The sequence below is a fragment of the Aeromonas sp. sif0611 genome, from assembly GCF_019218845.1.
In the GTDB taxonomy this organism is placed as follows: domain Bacteria; phylum Pseudomonadota; class Gammaproteobacteria; order Enterobacterales; family Aeromonadaceae; genus Aeromonas; species Aeromonas media.
This window is the reverse complement of sequence record NZ_JAHUWU010000005.1, coordinates 297,819-321,961: the sequence shown is the minus strand read 5'-3', so window position 1 is coordinate 321,961 and position 24,143 is coordinate 297,819. Positions and strand designations below refer to the sequence as shown.

24 protein-coding genes are annotated in these 24,143 nt (G+C 58.1%); 13 read left to right on the top strand and 11 right to left on the bottom strand.

Features of this window, described 5'->3' with window-relative positions; all coding sequences use genetic code 11:
- Nucleotides 1-69 precede the first annotated feature (69 nt).
- From KW824_RS14525 to KW824_RS14485, 9 genes are all read left to right on the top strand, one after another.
- Nucleotides 70-918, top strand: a complete 849-nt coding sequence (locus tag KW824_RS14525; protein ID WP_218410152.1) for a TIGR03899 family protein — start codon at nucleotides 70-72, stop codon at nucleotides 916-918.
- Between the two features lie 261 nt (nucleotides 919-1,179).
- Nucleotides 1,180-2,808 carry a PAS domain-containing methyl-accepting chemotaxis protein gene (locus KW824_RS14520; protein ID WP_218410151.1) on the top strand — a complete coding sequence of 543 codons (1,629 nt, stop codon included), beginning with the start codon at nucleotides 1,180-1,182 and terminating at the stop codon, nucleotides 2,806-2,808.
- 705 nt (nucleotides 2,809-3,513) lie between these two features.
- The gene (locus KW824_RS14515; protein ID WP_218410150.1) at nucleotides 3,514-3,942 is read left to right on the top strand and encodes an ester cyclase; all 429 of its coding nucleotides are present in this window, start codon (nucleotides 3,514-3,516) and stop codon (nucleotides 3,940-3,942) included.
- A gap of 137 nt (nucleotides 3,943-4,079) precedes the next feature.
- Nucleotides 4,080-4,427, top strand: a complete 348-nt coding sequence (locus KW824_RS14510; protein ID WP_218410149.1) for a hypothetical protein — start codon at nucleotides 4,080-4,082, stop codon at nucleotides 4,425-4,427.
- A 95-nt stretch (nucleotides 4,428-4,522) separates the two neighbouring features.
- Nucleotides 4,523-4,840: a hypothetical protein gene (locus KW824_RS14505; RefSeq protein WP_218410148.1), complete on the top strand. Its 318-nt coding sequence runs from the start codon at nucleotides 4,523-4,525 to the stop codon at nucleotides 4,838-4,840.
- 282 nt (nucleotides 4,841-5,122) lie between these two features.
- Nucleotides 5,123-6,007 carry a S9 family peptidase gene (locus tag KW824_RS14500; protein WP_256351385.1) on the top strand — a complete coding sequence of 295 codons (885 nt, stop codon included), beginning with the start codon at nucleotides 5,123-5,125 and terminating at the stop codon, nucleotides 6,005-6,007.
- A 131-nt stretch (nucleotides 6,008-6,138) separates the two neighbouring features.
- Nucleotides 6,139-6,564 carry a nuclear transport factor 2 family protein gene (locus KW824_RS14495; protein WP_256351384.1) on the top strand — a complete coding sequence of 142 codons (426 nt, stop codon included), beginning with the start codon at nucleotides 6,139-6,141 and terminating at the stop codon, nucleotides 6,562-6,564.
- A gap of 25 nt (nucleotides 6,565-6,589) precedes the next feature.
- Nucleotides 6,590-7,207: a nucleotidyltransferase domain-containing protein gene (locus KW824_RS14490; protein ID WP_218410145.1), complete on the top strand. Its 618-nt coding sequence runs from the start codon at nucleotides 6,590-6,592 to the stop codon at nucleotides 7,205-7,207.
- A gap of 678 nt (nucleotides 7,208-7,885) precedes the next feature.
- Nucleotides 7,886-9,505, top strand: coding sequence for a hypothetical protein (locus tag KW824_RS14485; protein WP_218410144.1), 1,620 nt, complete (start codon nucleotides 7,886-7,888; stop codon nucleotides 9,503-9,505).
- A 226-nt stretch (nucleotides 9,506-9,731) separates the two neighbouring features.
- Here the strand turns inward: KW824_RS14485 and cysC are convergent, their stop codons facing one another.
- The 5 genes from cysC to cysG all read right to left on the bottom strand — a co-directional run bounded on the left by cysC (nucleotide 9,732) and on the right by cysG (nucleotide 15,986).
- Nucleotides 9,732-10,325: an adenylyl-sulfate kinase gene (gene cysC / locus KW824_RS14480; RefSeq protein WP_218410143.1), complete on the bottom strand. Its 594-nt coding sequence runs from the start codon at nucleotides 10,323-10,325 to the stop codon at nucleotides 9,732-9,734.
- 49 nt (nucleotides 10,326-10,374) lie between these two features.
- Entirely contained in the window at nucleotides 10,375-12,099 is a 1,725-nt protein-coding gene (locus KW824_RS14475; protein ID WP_171273244.1) for an SLC13 family permease, read from the bottom strand.
- A 4-nt stretch (nucleotides 12,100-12,103) separates the two neighbouring features.
- A complete protein-coding gene (gene cysN, locus KW824_RS14470; RefSeq protein WP_218410142.1) occupies nucleotides 12,104-13,531 on the bottom strand; it encodes a sulfate adenylyltransferase subunit CysN in 1,428 nt (475 codons plus the stop codon).
- A gap of 11 nt (nucleotides 13,532-13,542) precedes the next feature.
- Nucleotides 13,543-14,451: a sulfate adenylyltransferase subunit CysD gene (gene cysD, locus KW824_RS14465; protein ID WP_005327673.1), complete on the bottom strand. Its 909-nt coding sequence runs from the start codon at nucleotides 14,449-14,451 to the stop codon at nucleotides 13,543-13,545.
- 104 nt (nucleotides 14,452-14,555) lie between these two features.
- Nucleotides 14,556-15,986, bottom strand: coding sequence for a siroheme synthase CysG (gene cysG / locus KW824_RS14460; RefSeq protein ID WP_218410141.1), 1,431 nt, complete (start codon nucleotides 15,984-15,986; stop codon nucleotides 14,556-14,558).
- A 197-nt stretch (nucleotides 15,987-16,183) separates the two neighbouring features.
- On the opposite strand from cysG, the gene KW824_RS14455 reads away from it, so the two are divergent.
- Nucleotides 16,184-17,107, top strand: a complete 924-nt coding sequence (locus tag KW824_RS14455) for an SPFH domain-containing protein (protein WP_025328220.1) — start codon at nucleotides 16,184-16,186, stop codon at nucleotides 17,105-17,107.
- Nucleotides 17,104-17,559 carry an NfeD family protein gene (locus tag KW824_RS14450; protein ID WP_218410140.1) on the top strand — a complete coding sequence of 152 codons (456 nt, stop codon included), beginning with the start codon at nucleotides 17,104-17,106 and terminating at the stop codon, nucleotides 17,557-17,559. The genes KW824_RS14455 and KW824_RS14450 overlap by 4 nt, the downstream gene beginning before the upstream one ends.
- Nucleotides 17,560-17,642: 83 nt before the next feature.
- On the opposite strand, the gene KW824_RS14445 is transcribed toward KW824_RS14450, so the two are convergent.
- The 3 genes from KW824_RS14445 to KW824_RS14435 all read right to left on the bottom strand — a co-directional run bounded on the left by KW824_RS14445 (nucleotide 17,643) and on the right by KW824_RS14435 (nucleotide 20,505).
- Nucleotides 17,643-17,876, bottom strand: a complete 234-nt coding sequence (locus KW824_RS14445) for a hypothetical protein (RefSeq protein ID WP_025328222.1) — start codon at nucleotides 17,874-17,876, stop codon at nucleotides 17,643-17,645.
- 310 nt (nucleotides 17,877-18,186) lie between these two features.
- Entirely contained in the window at nucleotides 18,187-19,236 is a 1,050-nt protein-coding gene (locus KW824_RS14440; protein WP_218410139.1) for an oxidoreductase, read from the bottom strand.
- Nucleotides 19,237-19,341: 105 nt separating this feature from the next.
- Entirely contained in the window at nucleotides 19,342-20,505 is a 1,164-nt protein-coding gene (locus tag KW824_RS14435; RefSeq protein WP_041205054.1) for a multidrug effflux MFS transporter, read from the bottom strand.
- Nucleotides 20,506-20,742: 237 nt separating this feature from the next.
- On the opposite strand from KW824_RS14435, the gene rdgB reads away from it, so the two are divergent.
- Both rdgB and hemW read left to right on the top strand, forming a co-directional pair.
- Nucleotides 20,743-21,339 carry an RdgB/HAM1 family non-canonical purine NTP pyrophosphatase gene (gene rdgB, locus KW824_RS14430; RefSeq protein ID WP_041205053.1) on the top strand — a complete coding sequence of 199 codons (597 nt, stop codon included), beginning with the start codon at nucleotides 20,743-20,745 and terminating at the stop codon, nucleotides 21,337-21,339.
- A 99-nt stretch (nucleotides 21,340-21,438) separates the two neighbouring features.
- A complete protein-coding gene (gene hemW, locus KW824_RS14425) occupies nucleotides 21,439-22,584 on the top strand; it encodes a radical SAM family heme chaperone HemW (protein WP_218410138.1) in 1,146 nt (381 codons plus the stop codon).
- A gap of 96 nt (nucleotides 22,585-22,680) precedes the next feature.
- Here the strand turns inward: hemW and KW824_RS14420 are convergent, their stop codons facing one another.
- From KW824_RS14420 to zntR, 3 genes are all read right to left on the bottom strand, one after another.
- Entirely contained in the window at nucleotides 22,681-22,899 is a 219-nt protein-coding gene (locus tag KW824_RS14420; RefSeq protein ID WP_182786408.1) for an alternative ribosome-rescue factor A, read from the bottom strand.
- Between the two features lie 121 nt (nucleotides 22,900-23,020).
- Complete coding sequence (locus KW824_RS14415; RefSeq protein WP_218410137.1) at nucleotides 23,021-23,557, bottom strand: dihydrofolate reductase family protein; 537 nt, start codon at nucleotides 23,555-23,557, stop codon at nucleotides 23,021-23,023.
- Nucleotides 23,547-23,984, bottom strand: coding sequence for a Zn(2+)-responsive transcriptional regulator (zntR, locus tag KW824_RS14410; RefSeq protein ID WP_005331131.1), 438 nt, complete (start codon nucleotides 23,982-23,984; stop codon nucleotides 23,547-23,549). Before zntR ends, KW824_RS14415 begins: the two co-directional genes overlap by 11 nt.
- Nucleotides 23,985-24,143: the final 159 nt, after the last annotated feature.

Here is a 24,143-nt window from a genome sequence, read left to right as displayed (position 1 = left end):
CCTGAGGGATTGTTCATGGGCCCGGTTGGAGTAACATTCAACACCAGACCCTGCGATCACGGAGCCAGCATGGCCGACCTGCCCCCCAAGAAAGAGAGTGCCATCCTGAGCAGCCAGGAGCAGACCCTGCGCCTGGCCCGCAGCCGTGGCATAGACGGCATGCTGACCCGCAACAGCGACAGCACCTTCGAACAGCGCGCCACCTTCCGCCATCTGGCGGATCAGGCTGCCCGCCAGCGCAATCTGGAGGCCATCATGGTGATGGCCGCCCGCCACTGTGAAGAGACGGCGGCTGGCGGCGAGATGGACAGCGACTGGCTGACCCGCTTCCTGCAACTGGCCGAAGACATCAGCATGGTGCCCATGCAGCAGCTGTGGGGGCGGATCTTCGCCCTGGAGGTCGCGACCCCGGGCCGCTTCTCCATCCGGGCCCTCAACACCCTCAAGGAGATGACCCAGCGCGAAGCCCAGCTGTTCCAGCGCATCTGCGCCCTCTCCTGCCACTACGAGGGCAGCGACGAGCAGCGCCTGCTGCTGGGCATGCACAAGGGGGCTGGCCTGCTCAGCCGCGCCAGGGTCACCCGCATGGGGCTGGGTAAATACCGGGTCCCCTACAGCGCCCTGCTGCTGCTGTGCGATCTCGGCCTGCTGCACCGCGGCGAATTGGAATCCGGTCCCCTGCCTGCGGACGGGGTCGAGCTGGCCTTCGGCAATCAGCGCTGGCGCCTGCGCCAGCGCCAGAGCAACCTCACCCTGCTCTATTACCGCCTCACCCCCATCGGCAACGAGCTTGCCCTGCTGCTGGAAGAGCCGCCCCTGGAGGAGTACCTGCAGGACCTGAAGACACTACTCTCGACCAACCTGCAGATAGAGACCCTGATGCTGGCCCCGGCCGGCGAGCCTGATCTCCCCAGCTGAACCCGGCGGGCGCCCCCGGCCCCGCCTTGCCAAATTGCGAAACCCGTCCCGCCGTTGCCAAAACGGCTCCCAAAAAGCGAAACGATTCAGCAGGCGGAGACGCAGGCCCGGCTCGTTTTCGTCGATTCCCGGGTTTTGGGCAGACAAGATGCATTTTGCACGCAATTTAAGCGTGTTCTGGCACTCTGGTGCACGGCTTGCAATGGGACTACTAGTCCCAAATTGTCGGGACTCATCATCCCGCCACAGTCGGACGCCGCCATGAGAGTCAATCAACCCGTTACCCAGCGTGAACGCCTCTATCCAGCGCACCAGAACCTCATCTCCACCACGGATCTGGAGAGCCGCATCACCTATGCCAACGACGAGTTCTGCCAGATCGCCGGCTTCACCCTGGAGGAGCTGCAGGGCGCGCCCCACAACCTGGTCCGCCACCCCGACATGCCGCCCCAGGCCTTCGCCGACATGTGGCGCCATCTGCGGGAAGGCAAGAGCTGGATGGGCCCGGTCAAGAACCGCTGCAAGAACGGGGATCACTACTGGGTCAGCGCCTTCGTGACCCCCATCCAGGATGCGAGCGGCAAGGTGGTGGAGTACCAGTCGGTGCGCACGGCGCCAGATGACGCAGTCAAGCAGCGGGCGGAGCGAGTCTATGAGGGGATACGCAGCGGCAAGACCCCGCGGGCCCTGCGCCTTCCCCCCTTCTCCCACACGCTTGCGCTCACTCTCTGCCTGCTGCCTTGCCTGGCGGCCCTGGTGGCTCTGGGCTATCAGCACGGCACTGACTGGCCCCTTCTCCTCGGCGCCCTCTCCCTGATGCTGGCGCTCGCCATCAACCAGACCCTCTCTCGCCGCCTCGCGCGGCTGGATACCCTGGCCCGCGACCGCTTCGACAACCCCTTGATGCAGTTGCTCTACACCGGCCGGGTCGATCGCCTCGCCGCCATCGAGCTCGCCATGCAGATGAATCAGGCCGAGTTCAATGCGGTGCTGGCCCGCACCCAGCAGACCTGCCAGCAGATCCTGACATCCGCCCAGACGGATCTGCACAACGCCGAGACCATCACCGACAACCTGCAGCAACAGCAGGCCCAGACCAACCAGGTGGCGACCGCCATCACCCAGATGGCGGAGTCCATCCGCGAGGTCTCCCACAGCTCGACCGCCGCCTCCGATCGGCTGGACGAGACCGCCGATCTGTTCAGGGAGGGCAACCGCAGCGTGCAGGAGACACTGGTCGAGGTGGGGGGGATGCACAGCGAGCTGATCGCCTCCAAGGGGGTGATCACCACGCTCGCCACCCAGTGCCGGGCCATCGACGGCATCCTGGACGTCATCAACAACATCGCCAACCAGACCAACCTGCTGGCCCTCAACGCCGCCATCGAGGCCGCCCGGGCCGGCGAGGCGGGTCGCGGCTTCTCGGTGGTGGCGGACGAGATCCGCACCCTGGCCATCAAGACTCAATCCTCCACCGGCGAGATCCAGAAGATGATCACCCTGCTGCAGGGCAGCGCCGGGGATGCGGAACAGGCGATGGAGAAGGGAGAGCAGCGCTCCGCCATCTGCCGGCTCAAGGCCGCCGCCACCGGGGACGTGCTGCAACAGATAAGCGATCGCCTGCTGCAGGTGGCCTCCGGCAGCAGCCAGATAGCCCAGGCGGTGCAGGAGCAGTCCCAGGTCACCGCCGACATCGACCGCAGCGTGCTCAGCATCAAGACCCTGGCCGACGACTCCAGCCAGGGCAGCCGCCACGCCGTGCAGGGCATCATTCAGCTGGTGCGCCAACTTGGCGAACTGGAGCGGCTGGTGCGCCAGTTCCAGCAGCATCCCGCCGCCCAGCCAACCAGCTCGGCCCTGATCAGCGGCCAGCCCCTGCTGGCCCGCTAAGCCTTCACGGAGGTAATCAATCCCCATATAAAGACCGTGCGCTAATACAAAAAAACATGGGCCCCTGTCGTCACCGGCAGCGGGCCCAATTATCTCTGGTGGGAATACGAGTCTGACCGGGCTGCCCCCACTTGAGTCAGCGCCCGGGCAAGATAGTCCGTCGCGAATCCGCCCGCGCAGCCACCAGCTTGCCTTGCCGTGCGACCATATCGGCGACGCAGCATGGCGCTCAGCAGAGCTGAATCCTGGTTCACTCCCGCCCCCATACGCCGTGAGCGTTGAGCGTGAAAAAGAGCAGCGCCTGGAGATCCTTCTCATCCACCATCCACTCCAGACCACAACCCCATGGCCACTCAATTTATTGATCTTGCCCGAGAAATCACCCGATCCCCCTTCCCTCACCGGCTCCGTTCGGTAACATAGCCATCAGGATCGCCTCTTGTCGGAGTCAGCCATGAGCCAGACCAGAGCCATATCGCAGGGAAAGCGCAGCAAGCTGGAGGCTGAAATTCAGGGGCGGTAGCCTTGCCGATGCTTTCCATGACTGGCCCCATGGCTGTTTTTTATCCAGCTGCAATAGTGTCGCGATAAAGAAGAAGTCAAACAAATGCCTCCCCCAAGCCTGGCTGGCAATAGGCTGATTTAACATTGGCTTGTTTATGGCGGTTATCAGGGCGGAGCAGTGTCATATGGAGGGAAGCGTTTATGTCAGTGGAAGAAGTGGTAAGAGGTTTTATCGATCACGTTCGGTCAGGGAAAAAACCAGAGTTGGCCGTTCAATATCTAGCCCCGGTTGTCGTATCTCATCAAATTGTGTCTGGCGTTTCGGAAGCAATAGAGCGAACCCCGGAAAATTATCGTCTACATGTAGAGGAGTTTCTCGAGGCTTATGGCGAATATGAGCTTTTCATTGACGAGTTTTTAGTCCAAGGTGAAAAAGTATATGTGCGTTGGCGTCAAGAAGGTCGGCATCTAGGGAATATCCTGGGTTATGAACCCACGGGTTTAACGCTCTCGACAGTAGGCAGTGCGGTATATCGAGTTAGCGGAAACAAAATTGTTGAATACTGGATTCAGCAGGAAAATCAGGGGTTGCGTAATCAGCTCGAATTACATCTTGGGCAATTCAGCTAACAAACGCCTCAAGAGAGACTGTCATCGCGCGGCGTTTCCAACCCCATTGACCGACATGGTTATTTTTGTTGCCGCTTAGTTTAGCAGCCGTATGTTATCAGCCCCCTGGTGGGGGTTACAAATTACAAGGACGTGTCATGAAAAAATCATATATTGGAGCCATTTTTTTACTTAGTTCAAGTGCGTTAGCCAACCCATATAAAAGTGAATTTGTTGAGGTGGCATTTCAAATACAAGAAGGCAAGAATACATTTCAACTGGTCTGTCAACCCAAGCTCACCATGGGGGAGCTGCCCAAAAACTGGGTGGATGCTTGCAATGAGATTGGCAAGAAGCTTTTGGAGTTGGCTGTCGAAAGCGGAATGAAGGTAGATCCCGTTGACAACGCATTTGGTTTGGCTGGTGAACTTGCTCAAAAAATGTCGAGTGACTTACCAGAGAATGTTGTCCCTACACAAATTATTAGCCGTGAATTTGGTGGTTAATCGCTTATAGCAAGATGATATTGTCAACAGCAGCCAGGCTGGGGCGATTTACACTGCGCTTCAGCCGCCCCAAAGCCTGGCGTTAGGAATAGATTATGAAACATATTTTCACCCTTATGCTTTCTTTACTTTTTATAATCGCATGTGACGACATGTCTGTCACCACATCAACTGGAGAACATGCCTCTTCCAGCTCATCCACGTCATCATCTTCGGAGAGGGAAATCACGCTATCAGGTGAGAGCGGGCATGCCTTCATTGGTGAGGATGAACTCGTATTAAAAGACGAGATGGTTTTTATCAATGGCAAATCTTTCGCGAAGGCTCCTTCTGGTTCAACCGTCAGGTATGTTATCAAAAACGATGTTAAATCACTTTATGTAAATGAAAAATCAATTCCTATCGGGAACTAATTTCTTCCCGAAAAAATTAAATTGATTATTTTTTCATGAAAACGTGCACAAGGTCTTCCAGCATAACTGAAACGTTAGGCTTTCAGGGTAAAATCGAGGCGATGCGTTATATATTTGATGCGGTCACTGGTGGCTATTTATATCATTCCTGGAAAATGAATACTTCGGTAGCTATTGGGACACTCACCATTTCCTCATCACTATTAGGTCAAGAAAATGCGAATCCGGGTAATATCTTTGCTTTTGCTCCTTTTGACATGCTCAGTGAGCGCGAAAGATATCATGACTCGTACAGCGAGTAGAGACGATAGCTCTCATATCTCGTATTATTTGGTTCAACATTCCTATGACGCAGATACGCTGTTATTGATTCTTCAAGGATCTGATTGCAATAGTGTCTTGAAAATAGATTCAATACTCACCGACTATAAAAATGTTTGGCCAGAATCAGATATATTACTAGTCGAAAAGTATGGCATTGATAAAGGGTTAACATACAGCACTGATCCGGCACGCAAGGATTGTCCTGCTCAGTATCTTGAAAAGGACAGCCCTGCACAGCGGGTCGCGGATATCAAGGCTGTGCTCGATACTGTTCGAAAAAATGGGCAATACAAGACATTAATTCTCTTGGGCGGCAGTGAAGGGGCCGTTATCGCCAACCTGGTGACCGTAGAGGTTGACTATATCGATGCCACTATCGCCTTTAATGGCGGTGGCCGCTGGTTTATCGATGACGTCTCACACAGCATCGCGGCAAAGCATAACAACCCAGAAGAGGCGAGAAAAGAGATCGATGGTTTTAAAGGGTTTGCCGTACATGTTCTTAACAGCAAACCATTTGAACTTGATGTGAGCGGACACGGCTATCATTGGTGGCAGCAGATGCTCTCCCTCGATCAACTTGATACCCTGCAAAACATAAAATCTCCTTTGCTGATCATTCAGAGTGGAATGGATACTTCGGTATCACCGCAAAAAACAGATGAGTTGATGCAACGCCTTAAAGAGCTCGGGAAGAACAATATCGAATATCGGCGTTACGAAGCACTGGATCATGGGTTGAAAAACAGTGACGGGACAAGCCTTCGCAAAGAAGTCATCGGCGATATGAATTTATGGTTACAGTCCAAGCTAGGCGACCCGAAGAAGTTCAATCCCCACTGATTTAGACCTGCTGACAATGCATTGATGTAAAGCTTTTTATAACGACTATCAGGATGGAGTGCAGTCATAAAGTAACCCCCCTCCTTCCAATCATGGTTATGCGAACAACTAATAGAGATATAGGAATGGTAATGGAACAGGAAAGTTTAGTTGAGATAGCGATTGAGTATTTCAAGAAAGTAGATGCAGGTGATCCCAGTTATCTTGATCTTTTCTCGGATAATGTTGATTTTTTCTTCCCCAAATTTGGTCAAGCTAAAGGAAAGGATGCATTGGTTGAGTTTGGCAATAGAATTGGTAGCTCGCTCACCAGCATCTGGCACGACATAGATGGCTTTAAGATAACGACTGCTGGCAACACCGTGATTGTCGAGGGGCAAGAAGGGGGAGTAATGAGTGATGGCACCTCTTGGCCTGACAATAATATCTCTATGGGCCGTTTTTGTAGTGTATTCGAATTTACAGGCTCACTGATAAGCCGCATGTATGTGTATGTTGACCCTGACTTTCCGAGTAGAGATGTGGCAAGGATTGCTGTGTTGTCAGAGACAAATTGACAGGTGTTATATGCCCGGAGTAGAAATGGAAAAGATTCTAGATTTGGCCATGGAAGATCTCAAAGGAAAATATGCACCTCATACAATCATTCTTTATGGTTCTTATGCCCGCAATGAGGCAACCGAAACCAGTGATATCGACATAGCCTGTTTCTGTGATCACACGAGCGAACAAAGAGATGCGAGGTTATTTCATGGCATCTATCTTGATGTATGGGTTTACCCAACCGATTATCTAAGTTCAATTCCAAAAGAAGCCCTTCGCTTCGGTGACGGAAAAGTCATTTATGATACACAAGGTTTAGGGAGCAGTTACCTGGCTCGCGTTAAGCAGAAACTAGCAGATGGCAAACCGGCAACGTCGGAGATGGATAAGGCACACCTTCAACAGTGGGTGAGGAAAATGCTGGAGCGTGCGCATGATGAAGACATAGATAGTCATTATCGTCGTACCTGGCTTCAACATGACCTTCTGGAGATATATTTTGACATGCGCGACTTGTGGTATCTAGGCTCAAAGAAAAGCTTCCATTATTTACAGCAGCATGACCAGCCCACTTTCAATCTATTTGAGAAAATGTATAAAGAACCGTTAAACGTTGATGTATTGGCAGCCTTGGCAAAGCAGGTTGCACGTATATAACAATGTCCGAGAGCAATGCACTGCGCGTAAGATTTTCACTATGAGTTTTTTAAACTCGATTACCGCCGGCAGCAGCCAAACAGCTCAGGCGGTACGGGAACAATTTCACGTCGTGGAAGAGATCGACCCCAACATGCTCAGCATCACGACCCTGGTCGATATCGAGCCAGGGTAGCCAGCATGCCGTACACTGCATCGACCAGCAGATACGCCGGTTCAACAAGATTGAACCCTGTAGTCACGCCAAACCACAACCCCATCGCAGCTCAATTTATTGATCCTGCTTGAGAAATTACCCTCTCCCCCTTCCCTCATCAGCTCCGTTCGGTAACATGACCATCAGACCCCTCTTGTCGGAGTCAGCCATGAGCCAGACCAGAGCCACACCACAGGGAAAGAGCAGCAAACTGGAGGCTGGAATCAGGGGCGGTAGCGTGGTTTTTGTAGATTGGCGCAGAGCGTAGCGAAACCCAACAGATGAGCATGATCACCTCAACCAGAGCGGGATAAAGATGGATTGTGTCGAGGGGTAAAAATATGCAGATACGTTTCGCGGTAAACGTTGGGCTTTACTTCGTTCAGCACCAACCTACGATTTTTAGCCCAACACACGAGAAAACTAGGCACCACTGAACTCAAATTTTCAACATCACAACTATACAGAGAGGTTCACTTTTTATGGAATACACCCGGATTATCTACCCTGAGCGTGCCGAATATCTATCAGAGCAGAAGTTTCGCTCGTACAAAGTATTTCTTTCTCACTGGGATGCACTAACTGAAAAAATAAAAAGTAATTTTGAAGAAGCTCATTTGCGGCGAGTTAGTAAGACCCTGATTGTCCACGGAGCACAAAGCACTGGCAAAACTTTGCTCGCCAATAAACTGAGTCAGGACCTTCAATCGACAGCAGCTTTATTGCAATCAGGTGTACCACTTATTTATGACGAGTCAAATATGTGGCACAGAACAGTATCAGGCTTCGGGCGGAACCTCGAACTTGTTTCTGATAATACAAGAGCCACAGCGCTACTTCATATTGAAGACGATTCAGAATGGATATCAAAGGCTAAACAGTTCTGTGGTAGCAACACCGGGCGAACCGCACTCGTCGTAGCAGATAACTGTGAGAGAGATTATTTCATTCAAGGACTGCTTGGTCTTAACGACATCCAATTTCTTCAAATAGGAAGAACGCCCAGCCTAATAAGATCCGCAGCACAAAGATTTGTTGCTCTCTGCCGGGGGGAACTTAAAGGTGCAATGCTCCTAATGTTCACCAATGATACTCAGTTCGCACATGATTTCGAATCAGCAGTAAATTCGCAACATCAAGGGTTGGTCGAAACTACGTCAATGCCAATGCCTTCCCCTCGTGACAAAGAGACTGTGATTCGAGTAAATACCAATCGATTAAATCCTTTCTCGTATTGGTATTGCCTAGACAGAGCAGGCATAGACGAAAAGAAAAATACTTACCGAACTTTAACCGCCTCTTCATCTCCCACTACTCTGGGCGGTTACAAGGCAGCATTTGAAGCTGTTGACCAAGCAATTCAACGTGCCACTCCCTCTCGTATCGGAAGACCTCCAAAAAAATGCCTACTAACATTCTTCGTGCTCATTGATAAGGATGACGTGGGAGGAATTATCGACGCTTTGAATTTAGGGACCCATTCCCGAAATGTTAATCCTACCCCCTACCTTGATATAGTTACTTATTCTGATAATTGGACATGTTCCTTAAATTTTTGTGATGAGCGCCAACGAAAGCTCCTTCAATCAGAATGGAATTTAAGAATAGTACTCGTCGGTAACCAATTTGTTTCAGTCCTACTATCCGGCACTCAGCAAACTCTTGTAAAAAAACTCATTGATGCAGCTCTTGTATATCATGGCCCAGGCACTCATACCGCGACAATCACGTCGCACAAGCAGAGTATCGGAAACGATATAGCCACCTTAGCTAGCTTAGGTAGTAGCAATAACGCTACATTTTGGTCTCTGGGCCAAGTTAGGTCAGGGCAATACGAATCCGAACTACGAACTATTCTCCCTCAATACAGCACATCAAAACCGGGATTCATGAGTTACTTGCCAGACTATGCCCCGGAGCCTTATCGCAAATGTGAGCTTTCATTAAGCACATCTGATACAGATGCAGATATTAATGAGGCTATACGTCGAAGTGCTATCGCCTGCGAGTTTACAGCGCTAAAAGATACTAGTGGTTCTCAACTACAACAATATCTCGAAAGAAAACTACCAAATTATGTCGAGATTATGCAAGAGCAATGATAACTAGCTGAATACCGAACCACGTGACTAAACAGCGGTACTCTAATGTTCAGTTACTTTCAACGTAAGATGCTATTCACTGTAATTATTACTTACCTCCTATTCACCAAAAAATACTCGGAGTATAAATAGCTATAATCGTAAAAATACCGTCGCGGGAAAAAGGACATAATAAGGGAGGGTAAAGCCCTCCCTTATTACCAACATTCATTATGGACAATCGACCTTAATCGATAGCCCCTCTTTGCCGCAGGGCAGTCAGCAGCTCATCCACCAGCGCTTCCACCGGCTTGCCGGCATTAAGCAGGTGGATCTCCGGCTGTTCGGGCGCCTCGTAGGCGGAGTCGATACCGGTAAAGTTGCGGATCTCGCCCGCCCGCGCCTTCTTGTAGAGCCCTTTCGGGTCGCGCTCTTCGCAGACGGCAAGCGGCGCATCGACAAAGACTTCGACAAACTCCCCTTCACCCACAAGATTGCGCACCAGCTCCCGCTCGGCACGAAACGGCGAGATAAAGGCGGTGAGCACGATAAGTCCCGCATCCACCATGAGTTTTGCCACCTCGCCAACCCGGCGGATATTCTCTTGGCGGGCGGCGTCATCAAAGCCCAGATCCCCGCACAGGCCGTGGCGCACGTTGTCCCCATCCAGCAGATAGGTGTGCTTGCCTTGCGCGGCCAGCGCCTGCTCCAGGGCCCCCGCCAGGGTGGATTTACCTGCCCCGGAGAGCCCGGTGAACCAGATCACCAGCGGCTTTTGCCCCTTCTGCTCGGCCCGGCTCTGTTTGTCCACGGCATGGGCATGCCACACGATATTGCTCATTCAAACTCCTTGCGAGGCATCAGGGCCCCAAAACGAAGAGGGTTGTGCCTTAAAACGGAAACAGCAGGGGCACCATGACGATCACCCCGATGCTGTAGGCCAGGGAGACAGGCACCGCCAGCTTGAGGTAGTCCGGCATCTTGTAGTTGCCCGCCGCATAGACCATCAGGTTGGTCTGGTAGCCGTAGGGCAGTATAAAGCTGGAGCTGGCCCCGAACAGCACCGCCAGGATGAACGGCATGGTGGAGACATCCATGCTGAGCGCCAGCTGGTAACCCATGGGGAAGGCCAGGGCCGCGGCGGCGTTGTTGCTCATCAGCTCGGTCAGCACCAGAGTGAACAGGTAGATGCCGATGAAGGCGATGATGGGGCTGGAACCGTTGAACTCCCCCATCAGCCAGTCGGCAATCAACCTGGCCAGCCCGCTCTTCTCCAGCTGATCGGCGATGGCCAGCGCCCCGCCCACCACCAGCCAGATGTCGAGCGGAAAGCGGCGGCGGATCTCGTCCAGGGTCAGGATGCGGGAGAATAGCAGCACCACCAGCATCACCAGCAGCCCCTTGAACAGCGGCACCAGATCGAACACCGAGAGCGCCAGCACCCCGAGAAAACCCAGCACCACGGCGGCGCTGCGCTTGCCATCGAGGCGGGTGGAGGCCTCCAGCCCGCTCACCACCACGAACTCCCGAGAGAGGGACTTGTTGCCCGCAAACTTGGGGCCGGGGGCCAGCAGCAGAGTATCCCCTGCGTGCAGTTCAATCTGGCCTAGGCCGCCGGTGAGCTGGGTTTCACCCCGGCGCACCGCCAGCACCACCGCATCGAAGTGGGTGCGAAACTCCGCATCCTTGATGGTCTGACCCACCAGGCGCGAGCTGTGGCTGACGATCACCTCCACCAGGTGCTGGCCGTTGAGGCGGTGCTGACCGTAGAGATCCAGCCCCTTGAGCTCCTGCAACACGCCGACACTCTCCACGTCGCCGCAAAACAGCAGCATGTCCCCTTCGTGCAGCTCGTGCTCCGGCTGCACCGGGCAGATCACCTGATCGCCCCGGATGATCTCGGCGAGATAGAGGCTTTTCAGACTGCGCAGGCCGTTCTCCTTCACGCTGCGCCCGGCCATGGGGGAACCGGGGCCCACCTTGGCCTCGAGAAAGTAGCCGGATTCCCGGCTCATCTCGGTGTCCTGCTCCGGCAGGTGGCGGGCAAACAGCAGCACGGCAACAAGGCCGGTCAGCAATGTCCCCGCTCCCACCATAAAGAAGTCGAACATACCGAGCGGCGGCGCCCCCATCTTGATGAGGAAGCTGTTGACGATGAGATTGGTGGAGGTGCCGATCAGGGTCAGCACGCCGCCAAAGGTTGCCGCGAAGCACATGGGCAGCAGCAGCCGGGAGGGCGCATGGTTGGGGTTGCGTTTGACCGCCCCCAGCATAGAGGCCACCACGGCGGTGTTGTTGACGAAGGCCGACAGGAAGGCGGTGGAGAACCACACCTTCACCAGCACCTTGTTGAAGGAGCCGGTGCCCACCAGGTTGGCGAACCAGCTCATGACCCGGGTCTTCTCCACCGCGAGCGACACCAGCAGCAGCAACACCAGGGTCAGCAGGGCGCTGTTGGTGTAACCCGCCACCACGGCGTTGATGTCCGCCAGGCCGCTCAGATAGGTGATGAGCACGGCGCCCGAGAAGAGCAGCGCCGGCCTGAGTTTGCCCTGGATCAGCAGGGCGACGAGGGCAGCCAGCAGACCCAGCACCAGGGATTGTTGCCAGGTCATGGGCTTACTCCTTGCCGGAATCGTTGCTGATGGTCAGCGCCTGCCAGTGGGGGAAGTGCTTGCGCACCAGGGCGTTGAGCTCCACTTCGAACTCGCTGTATTGCCCTTTCACTGCCTTGGCAGCCAGCCCTTCCACTATCATGCCCGCACCGACGGTGACGTTGGTCAGCCGATCGATCAGGATGAAGCTGCCGGTATCGCGGATCTCTTTGTAGGGGTCGAACGCCACCGGGTCGGTCAGGCTGAATTCGCACAGGCCGATCTCGTTGAGCTTGAGCTCGGAGGCGGGCAGCTCGTCCAGCTTGTTGATCTCGATGCGGTGGCGGATCGCCTCCACCTGGCCACGGCTCTTCTTGGTGGCCAGCTTGACGTCATAGACCCGGCCCGGTTGCAGGGACTCCTCCCCCATCCAGACGATGTGAGCCTGCACGTTCTGGGTCACCTGGGGCTTTTTCGCCGCATCCACCAGCAGGTCGCCCCGGCTGATGTCGATCTCGTCCGCGAAGGTGACCGTGATGGCCTGACCCGGCAGGGCATATTCCAGATCCCCGTCGAAGGTGACGATGCGGGTCACGGTGCTCTCCTTGCCGGACGGCAGCACCGCAAGCTTGTCGCCGACCCGCAGGATGCCGGAGGCGAGCGTGCCCGCGAAGCCGCGAAAATCGAGGTTGGGGCGGTTCACGTACTGCACCGGCAGGCGCACCGGGTGACGCTCCAGCTCGCGCTCCACCTCGGCGCTCTCCAGCAATGAGAGCAGGGTCTCGCCTTCGTACCAGGCCAGCTTGTCGCTCGGGTTCACCACGTTGTCACCGTCCAGCGCCGAGACCGGCACTATGTGGATGGTGTCGACGCTGAGCTTCCTGGCGAACTCGCGGTATTCGGCACTGATGCGATCGAACACCTCCTGGCTGAACTCCACCAGGTCCATCTTGTTGACCGCCACCACGAACTGCTTGATGCCGAGCAGGCTGGCGATAAAGCTGTGGCGACGGGTCTGATCCAGCACCCCCTTGCGGGCATCGATCAATATGATGGCGAGATCGCAGGTGGAGGCGCCGGTGGCCATGTTGCGGGTGTACTGCTCGTGGCCCGGGGTATCCGAGATGATGAACTTGCGTTTCGCGGTGGAGAAATAGCGGTAGGCCACGTCTATGGTGATGCCCTGCTCGCGCTCCGCCTGCAGGCCGTCCACCAGCAGTGCCAGGTCCAGTTTCTCGCCGGTGGTGCCGAGCTTCTGGCTGTCGGACTCCAGCGCTTTCAACTGATCTTCATAGATCTGCTGGGAGTCGTGCAGCAGGCGGCCGATGAGGGTGCTCTTGCCGTCGTCCACGCTGCCGCAGGTGAGAAAGCGCAGCAGGCTCTTGTGCTGCTGGGCGTGCAGGTAGGCTTCAATGCCCTGTTCGCTGATGGCGGTCTGAATGTGGTTGTTCATGTTGCGATTCCTTAGAAATATCCCTGACGCTTCTTCTGCTCCATGGAGCCGGCCTGATCGTGGTCGATGAGCCGCCCTTGCCGCTCGCTCGAGGTGGTGATCAGCATCTCTTCGATGATCTCCGGCAGGGTGGTGGCATTGGAGTCGATGGCACCGGTCAGCGGGTAGCAACCCAGGGTGCGGAAGCGCACCAGCTCCTGCTTCACCTCGTCTTCCGGGCCTATGGGCATGCGCTCGTCATCCACCATGATCTTGATGCCATTGCGCTCAACGACGGGGCGATGGGCCGCAAAGTAGAGCGGCACTATGTCGATATTCTCGAGATAGATGTATTGCCAGATGTCCAGCTCGGTCCAGTTGGAGAGCGGGAACACCCGGATGCTCTCCCCCTTGTTGACCTGGCTGTTGTAGACGCGCCACAGTTCCGGGCGCTGGTTCTTCGGATCCCAGCGGTGAGACTTGTCACGGAAGGAGTAGACCCGCTCCTTGGCACGGGACTTCTCCTCGTCACGGCGGGCGCCGCCAAAAGCGGCATCGAAGCCGTATTTGTTGAGCGCCTGCTTGAGCCCCTCCGTCTTCATGATGTCGGTGTGCTTGCCACTGCCGTGCACGAAGGGGTTGATGTCCATGGCCAGGCCGTCCGGGTTCTTGTGGACGATGAGATCCAGCCCGTACTTCTTGGCGGTCTCGTCCCGGAACTTGATCATCTCCTTGAACTTCCAGTTGGTGTCCACGTGCAGCAGCGGGAAGGGGATCTTGCCCGGATAGAAGGCCTTGCGGGCCAGGTGCAGCATGACGGAGGAGTCCTTGCCGATGGAGTACATCATCACCGGGTTCTCGAACTCGGCGGCCACCTCGCGGATGATGTGGATGCTCTCGGCTTCCAGCTGTTGCAAGTGGGTAAGTCTTTCACGGTCCATGTCTGGGTCCTCGGTTCATTGCTATCGCGCCTGCTCGGGGCGCGGTTCTGGTTCAGTTCGGTGCCGCCTTGGCCACACCGTCAAATCGGTTCGGGTCACAGCCCTCAGGCCAGGCTCACCAGCTTGAGTTCGTGGCGGCTCGCCTCTGTCTCGGCCTGTTCGCCACCCTGCTCGCCAAACCAGGCGAGTTGCTTGCGCAAGGCCACCACCTCGCCGATGACGATAAGGGACGGGCTCACCGCCTGCTGGGCCAGTTCGGCCAGCTCGTCCAGGGTGCCGGTCAGTACCCGCTGCCGCGCCGTGGTGCCCCGCTCGATGATGGCGATGGGGGTGGCACTGCTTCTGCCATGGCTCACCAGCTGCTGCTGGATGTGCTCAGAGCGCATCAGCCCCATGTAGATGACCAGGGTCTGGTTGGTGGCCGCGAGCTGCTGCCAATCGGGCTCCTTGCCCTCCTTCTGGCAGTGGCCGGTGATGAAGACGGCGCTCTGGGCATGGTCACGGTGAGTGAGCGGAATGCCCGCATAGGCGGTGGCACCGGCGGCAGCCGTGATGCCGGGCACCACGGAGAAGGGGATCCCCTCCTCTGCCAGCACTTCCAGCTCCTCGCCACCGCGGCCGAACATGAAGGGATCCCCTCCCTTGAGGCGCACCACCCGGTTGCCTGCGCGGGCATGCTCCACCAGCAGACGATTGGTCTCCTCCTGGGGCACGCTGTGGGCACCGGCCTTCTTGCCGACCGACACCAGGGTGGCATCGCGGCGTACCAGGTCCAGGATCTCCGGGGAGACCAGCTGGTCATAGAGCACCACTTCGGCTTGCTGGATCTGTTGCAGCGCCTTGAGGGTCAGCAGGCCAGGATCCCCTGGGCCAGCCCCTACCAGCACCACTTCCCCCACTTCGGTTTGGGCCTTGTCCAGCCCCTCATTGAGCCAGTCCTCGGCCCCCTGCCAATCGGCTTTCTCGATCAGACCGGCAAGGGTGTTGGAGGCAAAGGCGCGCTCCCAGAAGCGGCGGCGATCGGAGAGAGAGGCGAGCACCCGCTTGGCCTTGACCCTCACCCGGCCCGAGAGCTCGGCCAGGCCGCCGAGATGGCGGGGCAGCAGGCTTTCGAGCCGTTCGCGCAACAGGCGCACCAGCACGGGCGCCTTGCCACCGCTGGAAACGGCCACCATCAGGGGCGAACGGTCGATGATGGAGGGGAAGATAAAGCTGGAGCGCTCGGGATCGTCCACCACATTGACGAACAGACCGAGCTGGTTGGCGCTCTGATAAACGAGGGCATTGACCTCGAGATCGTCGGTCGCCGCCACCACCAGGATCTGGCCAGCCAGATGGGCCGGATCGAAGCGCTCCGCCACATGGGTGAAGCGACCGGCAAACTCATGGAATTCGGGCTCGAGCTCGGGAGAGACCAGGGTCAGCCGGGCACCTGCTGCCAGCAAAAGGCGCGCCTTGCGCAGGGCGACCTCGCCCCCGCCCACCAGCAATACCGGACGGCCTTCCAACTTGGCAAACATAGGTAAATAATCCATCAGGCCCACTCCTCGGCATACGACGACATCTGGGGCGACTATAGGCAGGAGTCCTTATCCCTCAAAATAATAAAAAATGCTCTTTAATGCGTTTTAGTAATTAGCAAAACCATGTCGTGGCAAAGGGGAGCGAATGTCCTTGTGGTGGTTCGCACCAGACTCTAGGCTAGTGAAAGTGTTTCATAAGGAGCTTTATCATGAATGAGTCATTGATTGTGCTGGGGATCTTCGTGTTCCTGGTACTGGCCACCCTGAGTGCGGGCATCAAGATAGTGCCCCAGGGTTTCAACTGGACCGTGGAGCGCTTCGGCCGCTACACCCGTACCCTCTCCCCGGGTCTCAACCTGCTGATCCCCTACGTGGACAGGGTCGGCCACAAGATCATCATGATGGAGCAGGTGCTCGACATCCCGGCCCAGGAGGTGATCTCCCGGGACAACGCCAACGTCACCATAGACGCCATCAGCTTCGTGCAGGTGGTGGATGCCCGCAAAGGGGCCTATGAGGTCAACGATCTCACCAGTGCCATCCGCAATCTCACCATGACCAACATGCGGACCGTGCTCGGCGCCATGGAGCTGGACGAGATGCTCTCCCAGCGCGATACCATCAACGAGAAGCTGCTGCGCACCATGGATGCCGCCACCGCCCCCTGGGGCATCAAGGTGACCCGGATCGAGATCAAGGATGTGCGCCCGCCGCTCGCCCTGGTGGAAGCCATGAACGCCCAGATGAAGGCCGAGCGGCAGAAACGGGCCGAAGTGCTGGAGGCCGAAGGGGTGCGCCAGTCCAAGATCCTGAAAGCCGAAGGGGAGAAGCAGTCCCAGATCCTGAAAGCCGAGGGGGAACGCCAGGCCGCCTTCCTCGCCGCCGAGGCGCGGGAGCGGGCCGCCGAGGCGGAAGCCAAGGCGACCCATATGGTCTCAAAAGCCATAGCGGAAGGAGATATGCAGGCCATCAACTACTTCGTGGCCCAGAAATACACCGAGGCCCTGGCCCGCATCGGGGAAGGCCCCAACAGCAAGATCATCATGATGCCGCTGGAGGCAGGTAGCCTGATTGGCTCGGTGGCGGGTATGGCCGAGCTGTTCAACAAAGATGGCAAGGTCGGCAAGTCATGACAGCCCTGTTCGAGGGGCTGACCCACTGGCACTGGCTGGGGCTCGGCTTCGTGCTGCTGGCCATCGAGGTGCTGGGGTCGGTGGGGTTTCTGCTCTGGACCGGCATCGCCGCGCTGGAGGTGGGGATCTTGCTGCTGATCTGGCCCTTCGGCTGGCAGGCCCAGTTGTTGCTGTTCGCGGCTCAGTCCCTGGTGACCACCTGGGCCTGGTGGCGCTGGCAGCACAAGCGCGACCGCTCGAGCCGCGATGCGGCCGCCCCCATCAACGAGCGGATGCAGAGCTATCTGGGCCGGGAGCTGACCCTGCTGGATGAGGTGAACCAGGGGACCAGCCTGGTGCATCTGGATGACACCGTCTGGACGGTGCGCTGCAACCAGCCGCTGCCGGCGGGCAGCAAAGTCCGAGTGACGGGATATGACTCCCATATCCTGCTGGTGGAGCCACTGCCCTGACCGGGGCATCTGCGCCTTCAGTGGCCATAAAAAAAACGGGCCCGGCGTTGCCGCCGGGCCCGTTTTTTTTATGAGGTGCAGGCTTAGTTGGCCTTGGCATCGCTCACTGCAGCTTCTGCCTTGGTGGCCACGTCAGCAGCAGCCTTCTCGACGGTAGCAGACGCTTCGGAAGCGGCCTTCTCTACGGTAGAGGCAGCTTCGCTAACAGTTGCAGCAACGTCGGCGGCCGGAGTAGCGGCCGGAGCGGCGGCTTCTTCTTTCTGACCACAGGCGGTCAACATCAGACCCAGGATACCGGCTACCAGTACTTTGTTCATGTGCATACCCTCAAAAAAAGATGGAGAGATGGTGTCAATGACCATCACTGTGCGTCTTCGCCCCCGGTAAAAAAAACCAGCCACCGGGAGTCAGGAGGCGCGCGAAATATATCCCCATATGCGGCCAATGAAAACGCGTATCACAATGATATTTTCTCGTTGGCTAGATAAAAAGAACTACTGCAACGACAAATATTAATACAATACGCCTTTATTGACGCAAGACAGCACAATTAAACACCAACAAGAGGACGGATGTCAGTCAATCGTTGCCATTTTGGCTGTCGTCACCCGTGACGGGAAAGAGTCCTCAGTCAGACAGCTTCTGACAGCTCAGCCGCCGCCCCTGGCTATCGCTCTCTCTGGCCAGATCCAGCAGCGCCATCACCGCCAGGGCCTCCACCGCAGGCACCGGATTGCCGGCTTCCCCCCTGATGGCGGCGCAGACACCGCGGTAGTAGGCGCCATAATCCCCGGCCTCCCCGCTCACCGCCTGCACCCGGGACTGCCCCTCCACCATGCGGCTGAGCTGGCCGGGTTCGGGATCCTGGCCCCAGTTCGCCGCAGGCGGGCGCAGACCGAGCTTGAGCTGCTCCTCCTGCACATCCATGCCGAACTTGATGAAGGATCCTTCGCTGCCGTGGATGACGAAGCGCGGCATGATGGCAGAGACCAGGCAACTGCCGTGCAGCACGACCCTCATTTCGCCGTAACCCAGCACCACGTGGAAGTAGTCATCGCTCAGGGCGCCGGGGCGCTGGGCAGCCAAATCAGCCTGGATCCAGTCCGGTTGACCGAACAGCTGCAGCGACTGATCGAGGATGTGGGGACCGAGATCGAACCAGAGCCCGGAACCCGGGCCGCCCGCCTCGCGCCAGCGTTGACGCACCTCGGGGCGATAGCGATCAAAATGAGATTCAAACTGGGCGATCTTGCCCAGTGCCCCTTCTGCCAGCAGGCGGCGTACCGTGAGGAAGTCGCCGTCCCAGCGCCGGTTGTGGAAGATGCTGAGCAGCCGCTGCTGCTTCTCGGCCAACTCGACGAGCGCCTCGGCTTCGACCAGATCCAGCGCGAACGGCTTGTCGATCACCACGTGTTTACCGGCCAGCAGCGCCTGACGAGCGATGGGGGCATGGGTATCGTTGGGTGTCGCTATCACCACCAGATCGACCGTGCTGTCGGCCAGCACCTCGTCCAGCGAGCCGACGCGGCAGCCGGGCAGCTCGGCCTGTACCTTGGCGGCATCCCGACTCACCACCCAGCGCAAGGCAAGCCCGGGAGTGCTGGTCAGGAAGGGGGCGTGGAAGGTCTGGCCTGCAAAGCCATAGCCCACCAGGGCGGCGTTGATTGTCTGACTCATGGGATTCTCCGCTGAACTGTCCAATATGATAGGCACCTGGCAACTGCGCGCCCAAAAAAGCAAGGGGGCCAGAAGCCCCCGCTTGCGCTCATCAGAGCACAGGATTTATTGCAAACACAAGCGGCGTCCCTGCCGTGTCATCAGCATCAGCAAGGGGGGCAACAGCAGCCACATGTGCAGCGCCAGCTGGCTCAGGGGATCCGGCATCAACCATCCGGTGATCCCCACCAAGGCGCCGGAGCCGCTCATCTGGAACAGGCCGAGCAGGGCGGCGGCGGTACCGGCGCAGTGACCGAAGGGGGCCAGCGCCATACCGGCCGAGGCCCCCAGTATCATGGCGAAGCCGATGCTGGAGAGGAACACGGGCCCCATCATCGCCAACGGATGCGCCAGGTGCATGGTCAGCGTCAGCAGGATGGCCGACAGCAGCAATACCAGCAGGCCGATGCGCAGGGTACGTCTCGGTCCCACCCTGGCGATGAAGCGCGGCGCCAGGAAGCAGGCCAGGATGTTGAGCGCCGCGTTGGCGGTGAACCAGTAGCTGAACCCGTTCATGTCCAGACCCAGCTTCACCATCAGCTGCACCGGCGCCGCCGTGACATAGGCCAGGATCACCGCCATCGCCAGCATGCAGAGCGCCGCGTTGAACAGGAAGCTCGGGGAGCGCAGCACAGGGCTGTAGCGCGACCAGCTGATGAGCGGGCCGCTGCTGCTGGTCTCTTCTGGACGGGTCTCCGGCATCCGCCACAGCAGCCAGCTGCCGACGATGACCGCATAACCGGCCATAAACCAGAAGTTCGCCGACCAGCCCGCCTTGGCGGTGAGCCAGCCACCGAGCAGGGGCGCCAGGGCGGGAATGAAGCAGATGGCGCCGTTCAGGTAGGAGATCATCTGGCCGCTCTTCTTAGGGCCATAGCTGTCACGCACCACCGAGAAGGCGGCGACCGAGGTGGCACAGGCACCGAAGCCCTGCAGCACCCGCGCCAACATCAGCTCACCCAGGCTGGCGGCAAAGCCGGCTGCCAGGGCGCTCAGCCCGTAGAGCAGCACGCCCCCCAACGCGATGGGTTTGCGGCCATAGCGGTCGGCGAGCGGCCCCACCAGCAGTTGGCCCAACCCCATGCTGAACAGGAACCAGGTGATGGTGCCCTGCATCAGGGTCACCTCGGCTCCCAGCTGCTCGGCCATCTGCGGGATGGCAGGCAGATAGATGTCGATGGCCAGCGGGCTGAACAGCACCAGGAGTACAAGCAGAAGAATCAATGGCATCAGTCACCTCAAGGCCTAGGGGGAAAATCGATTGGGGCGCGAGTCTACTGACTCACAGTAATGAATTGAAATGGTATTTAATCACTTTGGTTATTCCCCCCTGGAAACATGTATCCATTCTACCTCTCAGGGGGTGGAACCCGGATCGTCCGTCGGCACCGGATCCCGGGCAATTGGCGCTTTTCCTAAACCCCTGCCCCGCATAGAATGCGCAGATTATTTTTGCGGAGGTGTGTGATGAACAAGCTTGTCCTGGCAACAGGGAACCAGAAAAAGGTGAAGGAATTGGCCGCCATGCTGGCCGATATGAAGATCCAGGTGATCCCGCAGAGCGAGTTTGCAGTCTCCGATGCCGACGAGACCGGCACCACCTTCGTCGAGAATGCCATCATCAAGGCCCGCCATGCCGCCCGCGTCACAGGCCTGCCCGCCGTGGCCGATGACTCCGGCCTCGAAGTAGATCTACTGCACGGTCGCCCCGGTGTCTACTCCGCCCGTTTTGCCGGTGCCGGTGCCAGCGACAAGGAGAACATCGACAAGCTGCTGGCCGAGCTGCAAGGCGCCCCCGACTACCTCAAGAGCGCCCGCTTCTGGTGCGTGCTGGTCTACATGCGCCACGCCGACGATCCCACCCCCATCATCTGCCAGGCGAGCTGGGAGGGGATGATCATCGACGAACCCCGCGGCCAGCATGGCTTTGGCTATGATCCCGTGTTCTTCGTGCCGGATCACGACTGCACCTCGGCCCAGATGCCGGCAGAGCTCAAGAACCAGCTCAGCCATCGCGGCCAGGCTCTGGTCAAGCTCAAGGCGGCGCTGGCCGCGGCGCACTGAGACCCGACCGGGCGCCGGGATACGCCGGCACGCATTTCATCTACAATGGGGGCCAGCCCGACCTGCCCCCATTTTGATTTTTTGAATACTGGAAACACCATGCTGCAACTGCCGCCCCTCTCCCTCTATATCCACGTGCCCTGGTGCGTCCAGAAGTGCCCCTACTGCGACTTCAACTCTCACGCCCAGAAGGGGGAGCTGCCCCACCTCGAGTACGTGGCCGCCCTGCTGGAGGATCTGGATCAGGATCTGCACTGGGCCCAGGGGCGTCCCCTCTCCTCCATCTTCATCGGCGGTGGTACGCCGAGTCTGCTCTCCGTGGAAGCCATGCAGGCGCTGCTGGACGGGGTGCGCGCACGCATCGCCCTGACCCCGGATTGCGAGATCACCATGGAGGCCAACCCGGGCACGGTGGAGGCGGACAAGTTCGCCGGCTTCCAGCGGGCAGGCATCAACCGCATCTCCATCGGGGTGCAGAGCTTCCAGCAGGAAAAATTGGCCCGCCTCGGCCGCATCCACGGCCCGGAAGAGGCACGCAAGGCCGCCGAGTTGGCCCACGCCATCGAGTTGCCCACCTTCAACCTGGATCTGATGCACGGCCTGCCGGATCAGAGCCTGGAGGACGCCCTCTATGATCTGCAGCAGGCCATCGACTGCGCGCCGCCGCACCTCTCCTGGTATCAGCTCACCATAGAGCCGAACACGGCGTTCGCCTCCAAGCCCCCCAAGCTGCCGGAGGACGACACCCTGTGGGACATCTACGAACAGGGTCACGCCATGCTCACCGCCCGGGGTTATCAGCAGTACGAGATCTCGGCCTACGCCAAGGCGGGCTATCAGTGCCGCCACAACCTCAACTACTGGCGCTTTGGCGACTATCTGGGCATAGGCTGCGGCGCCCACGGCAAGGTGACGGATCTCGCGAACCAGCAAATCCTGCGCACCGCCAAGGTGAAGCACCCCAAGGGGTATCTGGACCCTGCCCGCCCCTATCTGGACAGCCAGTGGACGGTGACCGAGGACGATCTGCCGCTGGAGTACTTTATGAACCGGTTCAGATTGTTTGAACCGGCCCCCAAGGCGGAGTTCGAGGCCTATACCGGGCTGCCGCTGGAGCGGGTGGAGACTATGCTGGCGATTGCCCAGACCAAGGAGCTTATCGAGGATCTCGGCGACAGCTGGCAGTTGACGTCCCTCGGCCATCGCTACCTGAATGTGCTACTCGAGCTCTTTATGGACGAATAAGCCGACGGGGCATCAACATCTGGCTTCACCGCCAAAACAGAGAGGGTGCCCATGGCACCCTCTCTGTTTCAGTCATGCCTCGCGGCAGAAACCCGCTCAGCAGCAGACGCGCATCATCTGCTGTTGACCGGGCTCCCACCGCTTGCCGTGCTTGGCCTTGCGCTGGTAGCTGCCCTTGCCCTTCTTGCTTGGCTCGACCCTGGCCTGAAACAGGGATGAGGTCACCAATGCCTTGAGGTGGTTGTCCTGGATGACCCCGCGCTGATGATCGTGGACGGGTTCAGTGGTGGCGAAGGCCACCTTCTTCTTGGCCATGCTGGCTCCTTTGCAGTGATGGTGATGAATGGCACTTTGCCGAACGAGAGGCCGGGGCGGCAGCTCAGGACGGCGAAAAAACGCACCGATTGTGCGCCTCTTGCCGCCCGCCTGCAAGGGCTCAGGCCGGGTGATAGACCACCCGTACCAGGCCGCTCGGCAGCACGACGCTGGACACCGGTGTGAGCCGCCTGGGCAGGGTGCCGGCAAACAGGGAAACGCCGCGTCCCAGGGTGACTGGCACCCAGAACAGGGTCAGCTCGTCCACCAGCCCGGCCTGCAAGCCCTGCCTCACGACCTCACCACCATCCAGATAGATGTGGCGCGCCCCCTCCTGCCACAACTCCCCGAGCACCTGCGCCAGCGCCCCCTGCCGAAAGGAGACGTGAGGCCGAGGCTCGGCTGGCCTGTGGGTCAACACCACCACGGGTTTGTCGCCGTAGGGCCACTCAGGGAAGGTACGCACTATGTCATAGCTGTTACGCCCCATCAGCAGCAGATCGGTGCTGGCCATCAGGGCGCTGTAGCCGGTCTCCTCCTGGGAGTCGCCGTTATAGGGATCCAGCCAGGCAAGATCGTTCCCCTCCCCCGCGATAAAGCCGTCGAGGGAGAGGGCAAGGAAGGCAGAGATCCGGGGGCGATGATGTTCAGTGCTCATGGTCGTGATGCTCGTGACGGGAAGGGGCGCCGGATTCCAGGGTTTCCAGGATGGCGCAGTGCTCCGCCGAGCGCGGGCCGCCGCAGCAGATGTCGGAGAGCGACTTCAGGTTCTCGCGAAAACGGGTCAGCTCCACTATCTTCTGCTCCACCTGTTCAAGCTTGGCATCGGCCACCGCCTTCACCTCCTGACAGGTCACCCGCGCCTTGTTGGTGTCGAGCGAGAGCAGTTCACCGATATCCGCCAGGGAGAAGCCCACTGACTTGGCGCGGATGATGAACTCCAGCCGCCGCCTGTCCTGCTCGCCGTAGAGGCGATAGCCCGACTCGTTGCGGATCCCCGGCGAGATGAGTCCGTTCTTCTCGTAAAAGCGCAGGGTGTCCGCCTTCACCCCGCACGCCTTGGCCAGTTCCCCGATCCGATACATCCTTCCTCTCCCGCCAGACATGGTACTCAATATAAACCGGCTTCCACTATCGCCCCTTTGCCCGGCGATTGCCAGCCAAAGGCAGGAAAGCAGTAGACAACCCGGGCCATCCCGACCCTTTACCCTCAAAACACTGAAAAGACAAACGTTTCGCAAAAA